The 18,407-nt window shown below is 47.0% G+C and carries 18 protein-coding genes; 9 read left to right on the top strand and 9 right to left on the bottom strand.

Features of this window, described 5'->3' with window-relative positions; genetic code table 11:
• Nucleotides 1-74 precede the first annotated feature (74 nt).
• The 3 genes from HMPREF9443_RS00855 to HMPREF9443_RS00845 form a co-directional block, all read right to left on the bottom strand.
• Nucleotides 75-1,106: an ABC transporter substrate-binding protein gene (locus HMPREF9443_RS00855; protein WP_009144587.1), complete on the bottom strand. Its 1,032-nt coding sequence runs from the start codon at nt 1,104-1,106 to the stop codon at nt 75-77.
• Nucleotides 1,107-1,397: 291 nt separating this feature from the next.
• Nucleotides 1,398-1,604 carry a cold-shock protein gene (locus tag HMPREF9443_RS00850; protein ID WP_009144586.1) on the bottom strand — a complete coding sequence of 69 codons (207 nt, stop codon included), beginning with the start codon at nt 1,602-1,604 and terminating at the stop codon, nt 1,398-1,400.
• 135 nt (nt 1,605-1,739) lie between these two features.
• Nucleotides 1,740-2,387: a YczE/YyaS/YitT family protein gene (locus tag HMPREF9443_RS00845; RefSeq protein WP_040564532.1), complete on the bottom strand. Its 648-nt coding sequence runs from the start codon at nt 2,385-2,387 to the stop codon at nt 1,740-1,742.
• 197 nt (nt 2,388-2,584) lie between these two features.
• Between HMPREF9443_RS00845 and HMPREF9443_RS00840 the strand changes: the two genes are divergently transcribed.
• The 7 genes from HMPREF9443_RS00840 (at nt 2,585) to pdxT (ending at nt 9,261) form a co-directional block, all read left to right on the top strand.
• Entirely contained in the window at nt 2,585-3,556 is a 972-nt protein-coding gene (locus HMPREF9443_RS00840) for a YybS family protein (RefSeq protein ID WP_040564530.1), read from the top strand.
• A gap of 59 nt (nt 3,557-3,615) precedes the next feature.
• Nucleotides 3,616-5,664, top strand: a complete 2,049-nt coding sequence (locus tag HMPREF9443_RS00835; protein ID WP_040564526.1) for a DHH family phosphoesterase — start codon at nt 3,616-3,618, stop codon at nt 5,662-5,664.
• Entirely contained in the window at nt 5,636-6,082 is a 447-nt protein-coding gene (gene rplI / locus HMPREF9443_RS00830; RefSeq protein ID WP_009144581.1) for a 50S ribosomal protein L9, read from the top strand. Before HMPREF9443_RS00835 ends, rplI begins: the two co-directional genes overlap by 29 nt.
• Nucleotides 6,072-6,446 (top strand): hypothetical protein, encoded by a 375-nt coding sequence (locus HMPREF9443_RS00825; RefSeq protein ID WP_148495298.1) that lies wholly within the window; start codon nt 6,072-6,074, stop codon nt 6,444-6,446. The genes rplI and HMPREF9443_RS00825 overlap by 11 nt, the downstream gene beginning before the upstream one ends.
• Nucleotides 6,447-6,661: 215 nt before the next feature.
• Complete coding sequence (locus HMPREF9443_RS00820; protein ID WP_040564524.1) at nt 6,662-7,426, top strand: sulfite exporter TauE/SafE family protein; 765 nt, start codon at nt 6,662-6,664, stop codon at nt 7,424-7,426.
• Nucleotides 7,427-7,813: 387 nt separating this feature from the next.
• On the top strand, nt 7,814-8,686 hold the full coding sequence (pdxS, locus tag HMPREF9443_RS00815) for a pyridoxal 5'-phosphate synthase lyase subunit PdxS (protein ID WP_040564523.1): 873 nt from the start codon (nt 7,814-7,816) through the stop codon (nt 8,684-8,686).
• Nucleotides 8,686-9,261: a pyridoxal 5'-phosphate synthase glutaminase subunit PdxT gene (pdxT, locus tag HMPREF9443_RS00810; RefSeq protein WP_009144577.1), complete on the top strand. Its 576-nt coding sequence runs from the start codon at nt 8,686-8,688 to the stop codon at nt 9,259-9,261. Before pdxS ends, pdxT begins: the two co-directional genes overlap by 1 nt.
• Here pdxT and pdxR read toward each other — a convergent pair whose 3' ends face one another.
• On the bottom strand, nt 9,262-10,677 hold the full coding sequence (gene pdxR / locus HMPREF9443_RS00805) for a MocR-like pyridoxine biosynthesis transcription factor PdxR (RefSeq protein WP_009144576.1): 1,416 nt from the start codon (nt 10,675-10,677) through the stop codon (nt 9,262-9,264).
• A gap of 265 nt (nt 10,678-10,942) precedes the next feature.
• Here pdxR and HMPREF9443_RS00800 point away from each other — a divergent pair, with 265 nt between their 5' ends.
• Complete coding sequence (locus tag HMPREF9443_RS00800) at nt 10,943-12,409, top strand: bifunctional metallophosphatase/5'-nucleotidase (RefSeq protein ID WP_009144574.1); 1,467 nt, start codon at nt 10,943-10,945, stop codon at nt 12,407-12,409.
• A gap of 127 nt (nt 12,410-12,536) precedes the next feature.
• On the opposite strand, the gene HMPREF9443_RS00795 is transcribed toward HMPREF9443_RS00800, so the two are convergent.
• The 5 genes from HMPREF9443_RS00795 to gluQRS all read right to left on the bottom strand — a co-directional run bounded on the left by HMPREF9443_RS00795 (nt 12,537) and on the right by gluQRS (nt 17,538).
• Nucleotides 12,537-13,700 carry a M20 family metallopeptidase gene (locus tag HMPREF9443_RS00795; protein ID WP_009144572.1) on the bottom strand — a complete coding sequence of 388 codons (1,164 nt, stop codon included), beginning with the start codon at nt 13,698-13,700 and terminating at the stop codon, nt 12,537-12,539.
• A 167-nt stretch (nt 13,701-13,867) separates the two neighbouring features.
• Nucleotides 13,868-15,163, bottom strand: a complete 1,296-nt coding sequence (locus HMPREF9443_RS00790) for a helix-turn-helix domain-containing protein (RefSeq protein WP_009144571.1) — start codon at nt 15,161-15,163, stop codon at nt 13,868-13,870.
• A gap of 88 nt (nt 15,164-15,251) precedes the next feature.
• Nucleotides 15,252-16,106 carry a patatin-like phospholipase family protein gene (locus tag HMPREF9443_RS00785; RefSeq protein ID WP_009144570.1) on the bottom strand — a complete coding sequence of 285 codons (855 nt, stop codon included), beginning with the start codon at nt 16,104-16,106 and terminating at the stop codon, nt 15,252-15,254.
• 209 nt (nt 16,107-16,315) lie between these two features.
• Nucleotides 16,316-16,534 carry a hypothetical protein gene (locus tag HMPREF9443_RS00780; RefSeq protein ID WP_040564521.1) on the bottom strand — a complete coding sequence of 73 codons (219 nt, stop codon included), beginning with the start codon at nt 16,532-16,534 and terminating at the stop codon, nt 16,316-16,318.
• A 53-nt stretch (nt 16,535-16,587) separates the two neighbouring features.
• A complete protein-coding gene (gluQRS, locus tag HMPREF9443_RS00775; protein ID WP_009144568.1) occupies nt 16,588-17,538 on the bottom strand; it encodes a tRNA glutamyl-Q(34) synthetase GluQRS in 951 nt (316 codons plus the stop codon).
• Nucleotides 17,539-17,756: 218 nt separating this feature from the next.
• On the opposite strand from gluQRS, the gene HMPREF9443_RS00770 reads away from it, so the two are divergent.
• Nucleotides 17,757-18,317, top strand: coding sequence for a conserved domain protein (locus HMPREF9443_RS00770; RefSeq protein WP_009144567.1), 561 nt, complete (start codon nt 17,757-17,759; stop codon nt 18,315-18,317).
• Nucleotides 18,318-18,407 lie beyond the last annotated feature (90 nt).

The following is an 18,407-nucleotide window of genomic DNA, read 5'->3' as shown; positions in this document are numbered from 1 at the left end:
TTCTGTTTAAGGTTGGGTTTTGTCCCAGCCTCCATTGCTTTGACTTACTAAATTTGACTGAGCTTGTCTGAAGCTTATTTCTTAACCTGCATAATACCAGAGAACTTCTTAATGGTATCTTCTTTGGCCTTTACAGCTTCTTTGTAATCAATCTTAATGGATTTTTCCAGAGCAGCCTTCGGAGCCGGCAGATTAAATTTAGCAGGGATTTCTACGTCCTCGCGTACAGGGATGGTGCCTTGCTTTGCAACCAGGGTTTGTGCTTCTTTGCTCAACAGATAATCAACAAACTTTTTAGCAGCATCCAGTTTAGGAGTGCCTTTGAAAATAGCTACCGGGCTGGGAACTACCAGGAGTTCAGGCGGATAGCACATTTGCAGATGAGCACCTTTGGCAATCTTAGCGTTGGTGATATAGTCAACTGCTAAGGAAGAAACAAGCTCGCCAGAAGCGGTATCGTCGATAACTTGACCGGAGCCTTTACCGATGCGGCCGCCGTTAGCTTTGATATCTTCAAAGAATTTCCAACCGAATTGTTTTTCCAGCAGTGCTACGCTCATGTAAGAGGTGCCGGAAAGAGCCGGGTTAGCAATACCGAAGCCGTTTTTGTATTCCGGTTTCAGCAGGTCAGACCATTGGGTAGGAGCAGTTTTGATTTTGTCGGTGTTAATGATGATGCCCAGGGTACCAAGACGTGCTGCATGGAAAGAGCCATCATAATCGTTGAACGGGTTAACAGTTTCTTTTAATACCGGGCTTTGGTATTTTTCCAAAATGCCCTCATCTTTCATTTTATAGAAATCAGGAACTTCACTGGTCCAGATAACGTCTGACAAAATTTTGCCGCTTTGACGTTCAGCAGCGATTTTAGCCATCAGCTTGCCTGCACCGGCAGACTGATAGTCGACATCAATATCCGGATTTTGTTTTTTGAAGCCCTCAACGATGCCTTTAATCAGAGATTCCTTCATAGAGGTATAGATGATAAGTTTTTTGTCATTAGCAGGAGCAGCTTTCTTCTCCCCGCTACCGCCGCCGCAAGCAGCTGTAAGCATAGTTACGAGCATTACGAGCAACAGTGCCCATAAACTAGTTTTCTTTGCCATTGATAAAACCTCCTTGAAAATACCGCAGCAGTTGCCGACGGTTATTATTACTATTCCGCTTTTGTATACACATTGTCTACAAAAACGCAACAATACTTTACTTAAATTTAACAAAAAATTTACTAAACTGTAAGATAATTCCCGAAAGTCGCACTGTTTTTTAATTTTAGTAAGCGGCAATGTGGTGCATTTTATTTTAACTAAGTGCGTTATAAATCTCAGAATTTGTTTGAACAATATTATTGAAGCAATAAAAAAGGCCGGCAGATAAACTGCCGGCGCAGGTCCGTATTAAATAATTGGCGATACATTCAATGCCATGGGGCCGTGTTTACCGCGTGAAAGATGATAGGAAACACGCTGGCCTTCCTGCAGACAGCGATAGCCGTCGGAACGGATGGCTGAAAAATGCACGAAAACTTCCTGACCATTGCGTGCCTCAATAAATCCATAGCCTTTGGTATTATTAAACCATTTTACTGTACCAATACTGAGCATAAATTAGCACCTTCTTAGATAAATTTTATACTAACAGCTGTTGTAATGGATTATAGCACATAATCTAACAGAATACAAGAAAAATTCAGAAAATTTAAGTAAATAAATTAGAGTAAGAAAAATCTTACTCTAAAATTACTCTAAAATGCTCCATTTGTCGAAAATATGCAGCCTGTTGCTGTAAAGCTGTATCCAGCGGCCAACGAGGATGGCTGCGGCAATCGTGCCTACGCCTACGCCGCGCATAGCACCGAAGTGCATAAAGGAAATTGCCAGGCTGATAGCGACGAGCGTGCAGTCGAAGCAGTTTTTGATGATGCTGAATCTAATTTTGCTGATAAAAGAAATAACCAGTACGATACCTTCACCGGCTGCAACGAAAATTTTAGCACGTATACAGAGAAAAACGCCTAAGGCAAGGATGATGGTGCTCAGAATACAGTCAAACCATTGCCAGAACAACGTATCAGGTGCTACCCAGTCTAGCAGACTCATTGAAAAATCTATACAGTAGCCGAAGGCGAGCAGTGTTGCCAGCTGGCCCAACAGCTTACGCCAGTAAAATTGCCGCAGCAGGATGGGCTGGGCGATGATAAAAAGTAAGTTCATGACGATGGTTATTTCACCGATGCTCCAGGGCATGAACATACTCATAACCCATGGTACGCTGGAAATAGGCGAAGTACCTAAATCAGCCTTACAGGAAAGAGCGATGCCGAGTGTCATGGTAAAGATACCGACGAGAAACATGCAGCAGCGCTGCGGAAAATATTGCTTGTGCAAGCTAAGAACCCCTTTGAAAAAATAAAAGACGCCTATGTACGGTAGTCATTACTGTACAAGAATGTTATATATATTATACCATTTTTTGTATGAAATACACAATACGGCTTGTCGGCGGGTGTAAAGCCTTTGCTTTTCAGCGGTTGATGTAGTACAATAATATATTGAAGAAATATATCCATAAAGGAGGATAACCTGTGATTCGTAAAACATCTGCCATGGTTGAGGCCGGTATTTTAGCTGCCGTTGCCATCGTTATGGCTTTGATAAGTATGTATGTGCCTGTGCTGGGTGCTTTTGTTAATTTTGTCTGGCCCTTGCCAATAGTTATCTGCGGCTGCCGTCACGGACTGAAGTGGAGCATTATGACGCTGCTGGTTGCTACCGTGATTATCGCGATGATTATCAGCCCAATTAATGCCTTTTTCCTGGCGGCTATTTTTGGCCTTTTGGGCCTGATTTTAGGCGAGTGTATGCGACGTCATCTGCCGCCGATGAAAATGATGCTTTACGGCAGTGTCGGCGCTGTAATTGCGTTGGTGCTGAATATCGTGCTTAGCTTCTGGGTACTTGGTATTGACCCGATTGAGATGATGTTCAGCTCCTTCCACCAAAGCCTGGAGCAGCTGACGGTTTATTACCGCGAGCATGGCATGAGCGAGGCCGATATCAAAAAGACTGTCGACGGTTATGCTGAAATGCTGCGCATGATGCGCATTATCATGCCGGGTGCATTCATGATGTGTGCGCCGTTGATGGCTTTTGTGAACTACATGGCAGCAAAAAAGATTCTTACGAAGTTGGGTGAAAGCTTTGAAGCCTTCCCGCCGTTTACGATGCTGCAGGTTCCCGGCTGGATTTTGTGGCCTTATGCTGCGTCTTTGTTTGCGGTAACTTATTATTATCAGCATGATCAGGCAAGCTGGATGTATACGCTGTCTGTCAATGTACAGACGGTCTGCAGCTTTGTGCTGGTTTTGCAGGGCATTGTGCTGCTGTACTGGTTTGTAGAAACAAAGCACAAGCCGCGCTGGTGGGCCAATATCGGTATAGCGCTGCTCTTTATAGTGCCTATCTTTACTCAGATTATGGTTTATGTAGGTGCCTTTGATATTGTTATGGACTTCAGGAAAATCCGTCCTGCAAGCAGATTCAGAAAACAAAGGTAAAGTTCGGCAACTGTGCCGGATTTGAGGTGAAAATAATGTTCAGTAGGTTTAACCGGAATATGAATTCCAAAGCAGATACTAATATTTATTTGCTGATAATTGTGCTGCTGGCAATATTAGTCTGCTATCTGCAGCCTAAGCTGATTTTTCCTGCACTGATTCTTTTTGGCGTTATCTATTATTTCAGCCGCCAGAATCTTATTAACAGGGAAATCTTCTTCAGCAGTTATCTGGATAATATTATCCGCAATATTGAACGTACCAACCATTTTGCGGTGCGCAAGCTGGATGTAGGCATTGCAGTTTTTTCCAAATATGGCAAGCTGCAATGGAAAAATGAATTATTTGCCGCCTGGACAGGCAAAAGTAATCTGGAGGGCAAAAAGCCTGAGGAAATTCTGCCGTTGGCACAGAATGCTTTTGAGCTGATGAGCGTGCGTGACGGAGAGCAGGTTATTCAGATTGAAGACCACTATTATCGTATGCGCTATTACAGTGTAGAAACGCAGGAGCGTCACAGCAAAAAGGAAAATACCTCTAGCGGCCTGATGCTGTATCTGACGGATATCACGGATTATGAGCTTTTGCGCCAGAAATACAGCAATGATAAGCTGTGCCTGGCTTATGTGCGCTTTGATAACTACGAAGAGGTTATGCGCGGGCTGAGTGAAACCAATATGGCCAATTTGAATGGCGAAATCAATGAGCTGCTGACCAAGTGGGCTGCCTCTAAGCAGGGCTTTATCTGCCGCATGAACAAGGAAAGCAGCCTGATGGGCTTTTCCATGTCTGCCGTAATGGATATGATGGAAGATAAGTTCATGATTCTCGATAAGGTTCGCGAAATCCGCAGTGGTAATAAAATACCGCCGACTGTAAGTATAGGCGTAGCCTGTGACGGCGTTACGCTGGAGGAGCTTATCGGCAATGCCAATAAGAGCCTGTATCTGGCATTAGGACGCGGCGGTGATCAGGCTGTTGTTATGAAGGATAAGAATACGCAGTTCTTTGGCGGCACGAGCAGTGTCGGTGCCAAAAGTACGCGTGTACGTGCCCGCATCGTGGCGCAGACGATTCATGAGCAGATGCTGCAGGCTGACCGTATCTTTGTTATGGGACACGTTAATGAGGATTATGATGCCATCGGCGCTACCATTGGTATGGCTAAGCTGGGCCTGTCGCTGGGCAAGGAAACCTATATTGTCAGCAGCGAGCATAACGCTTATTATAAGCGTATTACCGAGGTGCTGGATAATGAGAATATCATTCTTTCGGCTAACGAAACAAAGTATATAGATATTATGCGGAGCGGTGCCGATGCTCTACCGTTGGTTACCAATAAGAGCCTTTTGGTTATCGTCGATCATCACCGTGAGGTGCTTTCGGCCAGCAAGGCTGTGCTGCAGGCTTGCAGAAACCGCATTATCATCGACCATCACCGTCGTGCCGAGGATATTATCGGCGATACAACGCTGCTGTATCTGGAGCCTTCCAGCTCGTCTACCAGTGAGCTGGTAACGGAGCTGATTGGTTACTTTGATGACCGGCTGGATATTACGCCGGCGGAGGCAACAGCCTTGTATGCCGGTATTGTACTGGATACGAAAAACTTCAATGTGCAGACAGGCGAGCGTACCTTTGAGGCTGCCGCTTTGCTGCGCCGCTGCGGTGCTAACCCGAATCTGATACGCCAGCTGTTTAAGGATGATTTGAGCTTTGTACAGCAGAAGGCTAAGCTGATAGCCGGAGCAAGAATGCCGATACCCGGTTTATCTGTTGCAGTTATGCGTAATGCCGATAATGATACTATGTCTTCCGTGCTTGCCGCGCAGACAGCGGATACTCTGATTACCATTGAGAGTGTAGCTGTAGGCATGGCAATTGTTGAATATAAAGATGGTTCCCTGAGCATAAGTGCCCGCAGTGACGGCAGCGTCAATGTGCAGGTAATTATGGAAGAGCTGGGTGGCGGCGGTCATCAGACGGTGGCCGGTGTGCAGCTGGCAAATAAACGTGCCAGGGATGTAGAAGCGCAGATTATTGCGCTGACTAAAAAACAGTTAGAGGAGTGTCGAACAGATGAAAGTAATTCTTTTACAAGATGTTAAAAGCTTAGGCAAGAAAGGTGAAATCGTAGAAACCGCCGAAGGTTATGGACGCAACTACCTGCTGCCGCGTAAATTGGCTAAGGAAGCTACCGCAGCTAACCTCAACCAGGCTAAACAGGAACAGGCAACCGCTAAGCATCGTGCAGCTCAGGCTAAGGATGAGGCTGTTGTTTTGGGCGCGCAGGTAGAAAAGGTTGTAGTAACTATGAAGGTACGCGTGGGTGAAAACGGTAAAATGTTTGGCTCCGTAACCTCCAAGGACGTTGCTGAGGCTTTGATTAAACAAACCGGTCTGAACATTGACCGTCGTAAAATCGAGCTGAAATCCGCAGTTAAAGGCTTAGGCGAATACACCGCTGTTGCTAAGCTGCATACCGATGTAACTGCTACCTTCAAGGTTATGGTAGTTGCCGAATAATTTCAGAGCGAAGCTGATGCATGTGGCAGTCGCCGGTGGCGGCTGCCACTTTTACTTTGATGCACACACTGGTAAAATGGTCGTTGACCCTGCTACCTTCCATTATGTAGCACAAAAGCCGACAGGCTTTTTGGATTTCTTTACTTCCATCAACAAGGGCTTTAAGGGTGGCATCACCATTATCGCCTTCCTGTTTATGGTTGGCGGTTCGTTGAACATTCTGCCAAAGACCGGCGCCATTGTTGCCGGCCTCAGTGCTTTAGTTAAAAAAATACGCAATCACAGCATTCTGCTGATTCCGGTGCTGATGACTACTTTAATAAGCAGGCAATATAACGAATTTATAAAGGAAGTACGCTGCTGATATAGGCTGCTGGGAAAAATTAACTTTTCCTAAGTAATTTATATCACAGGGACTTCCTTTTTTGATTATTTAGGTGTAAAATATTTGCTGTTCCGCAATTATTTTTGAATACTTGCGGAATATATGAGAATACAGGTCAAAAGATGATTTTGACCGACGAGAGATTTAAAAAAACTAAGCTAATCTGCAATGAGAATTATGAGAGAATGAGAGGGATGCAGATGGAAGTAGCAGGCTTTTTGGCCTTAGGTATTTTAGTCGGTTTATTGGGGGCGCTTTTAGGCATTGGCGGCGGTATGGTGATTGTACCGCTTCTGGTGTTTGCTTGGGATTATGAGCCGCAGCTGGCTATCGGTACTTCGGTGCTGATGGTATTGATGAATGCTGTTTCGGGGACCTGGGGGTATATCAGGCAGAAGAAGGTTTGCGTAGATGCGGCCTTGAAATTTGCCGTGGCTACCGTTCCCGGTGCATTTTTAGGCAGCTATGCCGCAGAATATCTGCAGGGCAGGCTTTTTTATCTGGTGTTCGGCGCTTTCTTTGTGCTGGCAGCGATAAATATGTATCGCAAGGCCAGTAAGAATGCGGCGGGTAAGACGGCCGGCGAGGTGCCGGAAGTCTATAACTGGAAGCTGGGCGTTCTTTGCAGCGTCGGTGTGGGTTTTTTAGCCAGCATTTTGGGCATAGGCGGCGGTATCGTCCACGTTCCCTTTATGGTTTATGTGCTGAATTTCCCGGTGCACGTGGCCATTGCTACTTCTACCTGCATTCTGGCAGTTTCCTCGCTTGCAGGCTTAGTTTCGCATGCTATGCTTGGGCATATTGTGTGGACCAGCGGTCTGGCGATCGGTGCGGGTGCCTTTGTCGGTGCTCAGGGCGGTGTAGCCTTGGCGCAAAGGCTGCAGTCCGGCATTTTGATGAAGCTGGCGAGTGTGCTGGTGCTGATTACCGGCATTAAATTTTTGTTGGATGCTCTATAAAGTGCAAGGTGTTTATAATTAAATATAGTACAGTAATAAGAGTTCAGTTTTGCATAAAAATGTGAGGCCAGATGTTAAAGTAATGACATCCGTCAGTTGTAACAATGTCATTGTTATGAAGAATACAGTGATGTAAATACATTACGGGGATCCTGAAGATACGCAAAAGCAGTCGCTATCATCGTTGATGATAGAGCGACTGCTTTTTTGCTGCCTGCAGCAACGCTTCAGGCGTTGCTTAGCAGTATGGTTGTGTAAGCTGTGAAGAATACATATATTAAAACTGAACATAGTAAATTGATGAGAAATGAATATACTAATAAGCTCAGATGTAGGTATAATACTACACATAACCTATTATTTGCATATATTTTGGAGGTGTTCACAATGAACGAACGTTATAAATTAAATGCACAGCTGGCACAGATGTTAAAGGGCGGCGTAATTATGGATGTTACGACACTGGAGCAGGCGCGTATTGCGGAGGCAGCAGGTGCCTGCGCTGTTATGGCACTGGAAAAGATTCCTGCCGATATCCGTGCAGCAGGCGGCGTAGCACGCATGAGCGACCTGAAGCTGATTAAGGAAATTCAAAACGCAGTTTCTATTCCTGTTATGGCAAAGGTGCGCATCGGTCATTTTGTAGAAGCACAGATTCTGGAGGCTCTGGAGATTGACTATATCGACGAGAGCGAGGTGCTTTCTCCTGCTGATGATGTTTACCATATCGATAAAACCAAGTTTAACGTACCGTTTGTCTGCGGTGCCAAGGATTTGGGCGAAGCATTGCGCCGTATCAACGAGGGTGCATCTATGATCCGTACCAAAGGCGAGCCCGGTACCGGTGACGTTGTGCAGGCAGTGCGCCATATGCGTAAAATGAATCAGCAGATTGCACAAATCGCCGCAATGGAAGAAAACGAACTGTTCAACGCTGCCAAGGAGCTGCAGGTTCCGTATGATCTGGTAGTTTACGTACATGAGCATAAACGCTTGCCGGTAGTAAATTTTGCAGCAGGCGGCGTAGCAACTCCTGCGGATGCAGCACTGATGATGCAGCTGGGTGCCGAGGGCGTATTCGTAGGCTCCGGTATTTTCAAATCCGGCGACCCGGCAAAGCGTGCGCAGGCCATTGTTAAAGCAGTAACCAATTTCAACGATGCAAAAATGCTGGCAGAGCTGTCCGAGGATTTGGGCGAAGCTATGGTTGGCATCAACGAGCCGGAAATTCAGCTGCTGATGGCGGAGCGTGGTAAATAATGAAAATCGGCGTTTTAGCACTGCAGGGTGCGTTTATTGAGCACGTGCAGGCCTTGCGTCAGCTGGGCGCGGAAGCTGTAGAGCTGCGTCAGTTGCCGGATTTGGAGCAGCCCCTGGACGGCATCGTCCTGCCGGGCGGCGAAAGTACGGTGCAGGGCAAGCTGCTGCATGAGCTTGGTATGTTTGCACCGCTGCAGAAAAAAATAGCGCAGGGCTTGCCGGTACTGGCAACCTGCGCAGGTATGATTCTGTTGGCGGAAAAGCTGACGAACGACAGCAAGTTGCACTTGGCCACTATGCCGATTACCGTGAAGCGTAATGCTTACGGCAGGCAGCTGGGCAGCTTTTTTACCGAGGCAGAATTCGGTAAGCTGGGCAAGGTGCCGATGACCTTCATCCGTACGCCGTATATTGACAGCGTGGGGGATGGCGTAGAGGTGCTTGCTGCTGTAGATGAGCATATTGTGGCGGCACAGTACGGCAAGCAGCTGGATCTGGCCTTTCATCCGGAGCTTGACGTAGCCAAAAGCACGGGCATCCACGAATATTTTGTCAGCCTGTGTGTTGCGAAATAATTACAGCTTCAGATAAGGCTTCAGCACGGTAAACAGTGTGTCTAAGGCCGGATACAGCTTATCATCCGCCAGACCGGTGTAATTCATCAGCAGGGTGTGCGAGCTGTCGCCAACCTTTTCGTGATAATAGTCCGAAAGAAATTTAATCTGGATGCCCTTGGCTGCTGCAGCCTGCACAAGCTGAGAATCCTTGGCATCGGTAGCAAGATGCAGCAGAAAATGCAGACCGCTGTCCTCGCCTTCTACCGTAAGTGCGGGTGCAGCGTCGGACTGCGTGAGATACTGCAGCAGACGGTCGCGCTTGCTGCGGTAGTAGGTGCGCATTCTGTTGATGTGGCGTTCAAAATAACCGTCCTCGATAAATTTAGCGAGCGTAAACTGCTCAAAATTAGATACAGTACAGGAATAAAATCCGAGTTTGTCATAAAACAGCGATGCCAGGTGCGGTGGCAGCAGCATGTAGCTGATACGGAAGGTTGGTGCCAGCGTTTTGGAAAAGGTGTTGATATAGATAACCTTTTCTTCGGTATCAATGCTCTGCAATGGCGGAATAGGCTTGCCGAACAGGCGGAATTCGCAGTCGTAATCATCTTCGATGATATAACGGCTGCTTTTTTTTGCTGCCCAGTGCAGCAATTCGTAGCGGCGGCTGACAGGCATAACAATGCCGGTAGGGAACTGGTGCGAAGGGCTGATGTGCAGAATATCGGCACCGCTGTTTTCCAGAACATCGGCGCGGATACCATGGGCATCCATCGGCAGATAACGGCAGAAAACATCGTTGGCCTGATAAGCTGCTGCCAACTGCGGATAGCCTGGGTTTTCCAGCGCATAGACGTGGCTGCGTCCCAAAAGCTGTACGATAAGATTATACAGCGTCTGCGTGCCTGCGCCGATGATAATCTGCTCGGGCGCAATGTTCAGGCCGCGGAACTGGTAAAGATGACGGGCGAGCGCCTGACGCAGCGGCAAAACGCCGCCGGCGCTGGTGTCGCTGATGAGAGCGTGCTCGTCCGCTGTGGTGAGCGTGTTACGCAAAAGGCGTGCCCAGATGTTATAGGGAAAGGTGTCCGGCGGTACGCTGCTTTTGGCGAAGCTGACGCTTTGCGCCGTTGCTTGTGGTTTAAGTGACGGCGCTGCTTTGCGTTCTGCCTTTACCGGCAGAGGCTGCTGCTCAATGCGCGCCACGTAGTAACCGCGCTTGGGCTGCGAATAGATATAGCCTTCGACTACGAGCTGGGCGTAGGCATTTTCCACGGTGATGAGGCTGATGCCTAAATTTTTGGCCAGCATGCGCTTGGAGGGCAGCTTTTCCTCAGCATGGAGGACACCGTTGGTGATATCGTTTTTGATGCATTTGTAGAGATGAGCGTACATGCTCTCACCCTGTAAATCGGCAAAGCTGTAGGTTAGCATAGCAGAAAATCCTTTTTGACAGAAAAGCCCAAGAAAATTTTTGACTATAGTGAAATTCGGTATATAGGATAAATTGATAAGTTCAGATGAAAATATGATACTATGTATCGGGAAAAAAGTAAAGCAGACGGAAAAATAGCCGAAAATAATAAAAAATTTGCTTATTCCTATCCGAAAAACGCTTTTAGGGTAGGGGCAAATTGCCGGGTTTACCTTATAATAAAATTACCAAAAATACAGTAACTGCAGGAAATGAGGTGCTAATATGAAAAATTTAAAAAAGCTGACACTGTTACATTCCAATGACCTGCATGGCGATTTCCTGGCTGAAAGAATTGATAATAAGCTCGTCGGCGGCGTATCCATGCTTTCCGGCTATATCAATAAGGTAAGGGAAGAAGAAGAGAATGTTATCTACTGCATCGCCGGGGATATGTTCCGTGGCTCCGTAATCGATGCGGAATACAAGGGCGTATCGACCATTGAGATTATGAATCTGCTGGGACCGGACGTTGTGACCATCGGTAATCACGAGGTTGATTACGGTCTGGCGCATCTGCTGTTTATCGAAAAGTGCGCTAACTTCCCGATTATCAATGCGAACTTTCACATTCGCACGAATAACAAGCGTCTTTTCCAGCCGTTTTATATCGCACATATCGATGGTATGAAGATTCTCTTCATCGGCATCATTACCGAGGACGTACTGGCGCAGACGAAGATGGATAAGGTAATCGGTTCCTTTGTAGATATCTGCGAGGCGGCAGAGGAAATCGGCCGTATTTGTAATACCTACAATCCAATCGATATCGATTTTACGATTATTCTTACGCATATCGGCTTCGAAGAGGATAAAAAACTGGCGGCAATGCTTGATCCCGCTTGGGGCGTTGACGTTATTATCGGTGGTCATTCGCATACCTTTTTGGAGCATCCGGTAAAGGTTAATGATATTCTGATTGTACAGGCCGGAACAGGCACGGACCAGATCGGTCGTTTTGATATCATGGTAGATACCGACCTGAATGCGGTCGATACTTATACCTGGTCGAACGTGCCTATCGACGAAACCCATTGCCCTCGTGATGAAAGCCTGGAAAACTTCATTATGCACTACAAGGATTTGACAGACAAAAAGTACGGCAGACTGGTTACCCGCTTTGCCCGCAAGCTGGAGCATCCTTCCCGAATTCAGGAAACTCCTCTTGGCAGCCTGGTAGCGGATGCGCTGCAGGAGAGCCTGGGCATTGATATTATGCTGATGGGTTCCGGTGCTATCCGCAGCTATAATCTGGGACCGGTAGTGCTGTACAGCGACTTTACCGAATGCTTCCCCTATGATGAAGCGGTGTATATGCTGCCGGTTACCGGTGAGCAGCTGACACGCATGATTAAGCGCTTCCTGCGCGAGGAGGCCTTTACCGGCGAGCATACGGAATTTTATCAGCTGTCGCAGGGAATGCATGTAGTATGGAGCCGCAGCGGCCAATGCTTCAAGGAGCTGACATTTGGGGGAAAACCCTTGGGAGCGCAGCAGATTTATAAGATTGGTCTGTGCAAATATCACTACAGCAGCCTGAAGCCGTTTTTGGATATTACGCTGGAGGAAGCCGAAGCCAACGGCAGAGTACGCGTGCTGGCGACTTCGTATCGCGATGTGATCGAGGAATACTTTATGACGCATCAGCATCTCAAACGTGAGCTTGAGGGACGTCTGATTATTGAGGACTAAAGGTAATATAATAAGCATAAAAAAGTATCGTCCCGGAAAAAAATGCCGGGACGATACTTTTTAGGGGGATGTAGGAAGAATAATATGTAAGATGTAAACAAGGCATCTGTAAGCTTAAGCTTTTGCCTCAGATATTAAGCATGATAGTAGCAAACAGTTTGCATCTGCTGAAGAGAGTATCTACAACAGCAAATTCTTCTGCCGTATGGTTGCGTACGCCCTGTACGCCGAGAGCACAGATTGTAGGAACGCCTGCAACTGTAGCATAGGCACTGTCGCTACCGCCGCCGACTGCTTTGGCTGTAGGTTGAGGTAAATTGCACTCTGCCGCTGCTTCCTGTACTAATTGGAGCAAAGCGGCTGTGCCGGGAACCTCGTCCATGGATTGGAATTCCGTAACAGTCTTGAGAACGGTTTTGGTATCGGGAACGTATTGCTTAGCCGCAATAGCCTGCAATTTGGGCAATACTTCTTCCAGTAAGGCATAGTCGGTATAGCGTGTGTCGCAGGTTAATTTTGCGTAGTCCGGTACTGCGTTGCTGACTGTGCCGCCTTCGAATAAACCTACGTTAAAGTTAATACCCTTGTCGAAATCAGTTAAGGCTTCGATATCAAGGCCCTTATGCATTAATTCAATGATGGCGCTGCGGCCGCTTTGCGGGTCATTGCCTACGTGTGCGCCGCGACCATAGGCTTCCATGGTAAATTCATATCTGCCCTTGCGTCTGGTGACAACACCCTGATCCAAGAAACCGGTTTCAAAGTTAAATGCTGCCAAAGCACCCTTGCTTTCCGCCAAAATTGTTTCGGAAGCATTGCTTAAGTAATGAGCTACTTCTTCATCGCCTGCAAGGATTACTTTAATACCATGCTTGGAATAATTATTTGCCAAAAGCACTTTTAAAGCTGTCAGCATGATAACAATGCCGCCCTTCATATCAAGGCAGCCGGGGCCGTAGGCTTTTCCGTCAACAATTTTAAACGGACGCTCTGCTACGGTGCCGTCTTTGAATACGGTGTCCATGTGGCCTAATAAAACGATAAAATCTTTACTGGTATCGCCGATTTTACCTACCAGTGTGTTGCCTGCTTTTTCAAATTCTACCTGGGTTGTAGCAAAGCCAAGTGTTTTTAAAATGGCTTCGATTTTTTGTGCGATGAAGTCAACGCCTGCTTTGTTGCCGGAACCGCAATCAACGTTAACTAATTCCTGCCAAAGCTGCAGCATGTTTTCCTTTTCATCGTCTATCTGTTGCCAAATTTTGTTTTTGTCTAATAATGTATCTGACATTGTTTTTGCCCCCTCAAAATAATAAAAGACTAATAAAGGCTAAGACTTTTATTAAAGAATACATCTTTTCACCTAGTGTGTCAATAGGAGATATATGTGTATATAATTTAAAAATAAAAAGGCTAAGGTTACAGTTTGGTGCTGAACCTCAGCCTTTGGAGGAGTGTTTATAATTTTATTTTATATATTTTGCGTGGGCGTCCTTTTGTTTCAGACATTTCCGAGCGGATTTCTTCGGCATAACCATGCTCCGTAAGGCAGGTGAGAATGCGACGGGCGCTGCGGGGCAGGATTTGCAGTATTGTGGCAAGCTCCTGTGCATTAAGCTCATCGCGTCCGTAAATTTTCAACGCATGGCAAATTTTACTTAAAGTGGCTTGGCTGAGAGATGTCTTTTTGCTTACTTCTTCCAACTGTGCGGAGGCATACTGAAAATCTATCTGTTGTGCGCTTCCTAAAGGACCGCTGATTGTTTTGTCGTCAAGCACGACATACCAGCTGCCCTTTTTATCGGCGCAAGCATGCTTTAAGGCAATGACGGCATTATATTCAGCTTCGCGGGCACTGTTGCCTATGCCGATACCGCAGGCATGCAGGCTTTTGCTTAAATCGCGCAGAATCGGCAGTTCGGGCAGGCTGGTGAAGCTGTTGGTGAGCCGTTCCAGGCTGCCGCGCGTGGTGAAAATATAAAAATTACCTTCGTTGGCAGGCTTTAATGAGCCGCTGATGTTTTTGGTGTAGCTGATGAGCTTTTGTGAAATAGCAATTTCTCTGCTGTATAAGTCATCCACGGAATAAAAATTGTCTTTATCGCCCAGAAGATTGAAGCTGAATACCTGCACGGCAATCTGGCCTTCCCGGAGTTTTTTTATACGGAATTGAGTTAAAATTACGTTTAAAATATTGCGTACAGTAACACGTATAGGCATGATACAGAAAGCAGGGATACCGTGCTGCTCCAATAAGTTTTTGACAAAGTAGCTTCTGGTGACAGCAGCTTTAGTGATGCCCTTTTTAAAGAGTTCAAGATGAAAAGCAGCATATCCGTTGAGCGATAAGGCACCATGTTCATCGGATAAATGATTAATAACGTTATAGTTTATCTTCATATCCTCCAGAGCACGGGTAATGTCATAATAGGGGATTGTATCTATACTTAATTCATCGATTTTAAAGCCTTGGTAAATAGTAGTGCAGAGTGTTTTATAAAAGCTGGCACCGCAGTAAGGAATGTAGTAGACAGGCTTTTGTACTTTGCCCCAATTTTTTATATGCAGATAATTTATCTGGTCAAAGATGAGCCAGGAGTCAAAATCCTGTTGGTGGGTATCGATAATATTCAGTGTATGTGTTCCGTCGGCATCAATGAACGTAGCAATTTCGTAGTCATTATATTCTTCTATAACTTCCCGAAAGATATCTATGTTCTCTGCTTCGCCGATAACGCCTAACCTTATTTTCATGTGAACCTCCAAGGAATAAGGAGTGGATTGTTTGTTATTCCTTATTATAGAATATATTATACACTGAAAATAGTTTTGATAAAAGGATTTATTGCTGCTCTAATTCTTTTATCCTATCGATTGCAGCCAATCCGCAGCCGATACCGTGGTCATGCAGCGCCAACAGCTTATGCGGCTTGATATCAAATTTATCAATTGTAAGGGGTATCTGCGGACGGATGATGACAGCCTTGCCTTCGCGTTCCATTTTTTCGACAGCCTCCAGCTGCTCGTTGTAGAGCTTGGGGCGCTGTTCCATGATTTCCCAAAGCTTAGGATATTTTTTGTATACTGATTTGAGCAGGAACTTGGGTACGCCTTTTTTCTTGCGGTAGCCTTCGTTGCGTGTGAGCACAACAATCAGCTTTTCATAGCCTGCGTCGAGTGCTTTTTGGTAGGGAATGGGTGCCAGCAGCGCACCGTCGAGCAGCGCACGTCCTTCATGCTTGACAACAGGTGCGACAAAGGGCATGGAGGAAGAAGCGCGCACAGGAATAAAGTCCTGACCCATTGCTTCCTGATCGTACCAGACGCTTTCGCCATTAACGATGTCGGTAGCAGCAACCTGCAGTACGCCGGGATAGGCACGGTAGGCCGCATAGTCAAAGGGGAGCAGCTGCTTGGGAAGCTCCTTGAAGATAAAGTCAAAGCCGAAGATGCTGCCGCTTTTAATCCAGTTGCGCACGCTGAAGTAACGCTTATCGGTGACGTAGTGCTCGATAATCTGACGTGTGCGCAGCGGTTGGGCAGACATATATGATAAAATATTGCAGGCTCCGGCAGAAACGGCGGTGATGTAGGGAAAGGTGAACTGATGCGCCAAAAAGGCTTCAAACACACCGGCGGAAAACATTCCCCGCATGCCGCCGCCCTCCAGAACGAGAGCTGTTTTTTGTAAATGCATAGTAAAGTCCTCCTAATTGCTATTATACACTAGCGGTGGAGAAATACCAATAGCAGATGGAACTGGAAATGTAAAATATCGGTGAGCAAAGCGTTTAGGCTCCGTCCGTATAATAATGCAGTCACAATGTTGCAAGACGGCAAAACGACCTGTTGAAGTCTATTCCGAGAACTAAACTTCAGCAGGTCGTTTAATATAACGCCTTATTCTTATCTGTACTTATTAGTGTGTTTCTTTTTGGTGTGCTGTTCGCGGTAATCGGCCTGCACCTGATATACCTGATAGATATACAGAGCGCACAGGGGAATAGCGACAATCAGGCCTAACCAGCGGTTATTGAAGAAGTAACTGCCGGCCATGCCGCCGAGTAAGCTAATGATAAGTACAATCAGCATATTAACCTTGATTTTCATTAAATATTTTTTCATTATATATTCCTCCCAGGTTTTATAATCAGTGTAATGTGTTATTGCCTGCGCAATCAAAGCAATTGCGGTACAACGATATTTTCAAGGGGAACTTTTTCCGGACGGAAAAGCAGCAGCAGCTCTGCTGCGGTAAGAGGTTCCGGCTTGGGCAGCTGGCCTGCAAGATAGGCCAGAAGGCCGATAATAGGCTCCGGACTGCCGAAGTGCTGCCTGAGGGCGGCGATTTCCAGATCACCGTCGCGTTTGGAAAGCCTGCGGCCTGCGGCATCCGTAAGCAGCGGAATGTGGCAGAAGGACGGCGGCGTAAGATTCAGCAGGCGGTAAAGATAAAGCTGCACCGGTGTGGAGCTGAGCAGATCGCAGCCACGTACTACCTGATTTACGCCCATGAGCGCATCGTCGATGACAACAGCCAACTGGTAGGCGTACACTCCGTCGCTGCGGCGCAGGATAAAGTCACCGCATTCGTGCGCCAGGTTGGCCTGCTGCCTGCCGTAGTGCATATCCGTAAAGGCGATAAGCTCGTCGGCAACTTTGATGCGCCAGGCGGGACGGCGCTGCTGCATTTTGGCGCTGCGCTGTGCTGCCGTCAGCTTGCGGCAGGTGCCGGCATAAATAATACGTCCGTCGCTGGCGTGCGGTGCTTCGGCGGCGTGCAGCTCGCTGCGGCTGCAAAAGCAGGGATAGACAAGCCCCTGCTGCTGTAAAAGGTCGAAGCAGTGCGCGTAGATATCGCAGCGGCGGCTTTGGAAAAAGCTGTCGCTGTCAGCGCTGCAATACGCACCCTCGTCCCACGTCAGCCCCAGCCATTCCAGCTCGCGCGCTAGTGCATCGGCCTTGGCGAGGGAACAGCGCTGCGGGTCCAGGTCTTCGATGCGCAAAACTATTTTGCCGCCGCTGCTTTTGGCATAGAGCCAGGCCAGCAGGCTGCAGAAAACGTTTCCCAAATGCAGAAAGCCGCTGGGGGTAGGCGCAAAGCGTCCTACGACAGGCGTATTGTCCACTGTCACTATTTCTCACCACCTTGACCGAATATCAATATATACTCTAATATTTTACCATAAACTCTCCTGCTTTGCTCAGGAGATTAGTCAGTATGAAGGAAAAAGTTTACTGTAGCGGCGATTTCACTATAATCTCACTGTTTCGCCCGTCCGCTTTGCTGTATAATGTAATTATAAAAAGTAAATTGCTTTGTAAGCTGCATAAATGAGGTGAGAAAATGACAGAGCGTTTGGATGAACATAAAATGAAATATGCTGTTGATACGGATAAAGAGGCGGAGGATATCTGCCGCTGGGCTGCTGCCCGTGCCGGTGTAATCGTTGTTGCTCCGGTAGTAGGAACGATGACGCTGATGGCGAACGAGGTTTATATGATTACCCGTCTGGCCAAGCTGCGTGGTATCAAGCTTTCCGAAAGTGCTGTGCTGGGACTTTTAGGTTCGCTGGGCGGTGCCTTTGTGGGGCAGACGTTGGCAACGCTGATTCCCTTTGCACCGGTGCAGATTCCCGTGGGCATGTCGGTGACCTACGCTGTGGGCAAGGTGGCGAATGCCTGGCTGGAAGCAGGCTGTCCGGAGGATTTGTCTGCCTTTAAAACAACCTATGAGGAGGCACGCATCGAAGGCATCAAAATGCTGGGAGAGCTGAAGAATATGGCCTGCAAGGATAAGCCGCTGGGCGATGAAAGCCGTCGCTTTGAGGTGGATGACGATTCGCCGGCAAATAAAAAGGTCGACGATTTGCTGCGTAAGGTAAAGGGCGTGTTGAAGAAGGATTGAGACACCTGCTTATGCCGGTAGTGTAGTTATTATGCTGCCGGCTTTTTTATAATTCTTTTCCCAAGTTAAGGAGATTTGTTGTATAATATA

Origin of the sequence: Phascolarctobacterium succinatutens YIT 12067 (genome assembly GCF_000188175.1) — a bacterium.
Classification (GTDB): Bacteria; Bacillota; Negativicutes; order Acidaminococcales; family Acidaminococcaceae; genus Phascolarctobacterium_A; species Phascolarctobacterium_A succinatutens.
This window is presented reverse-complemented; position numbering and strand designations above follow the sequence as displayed.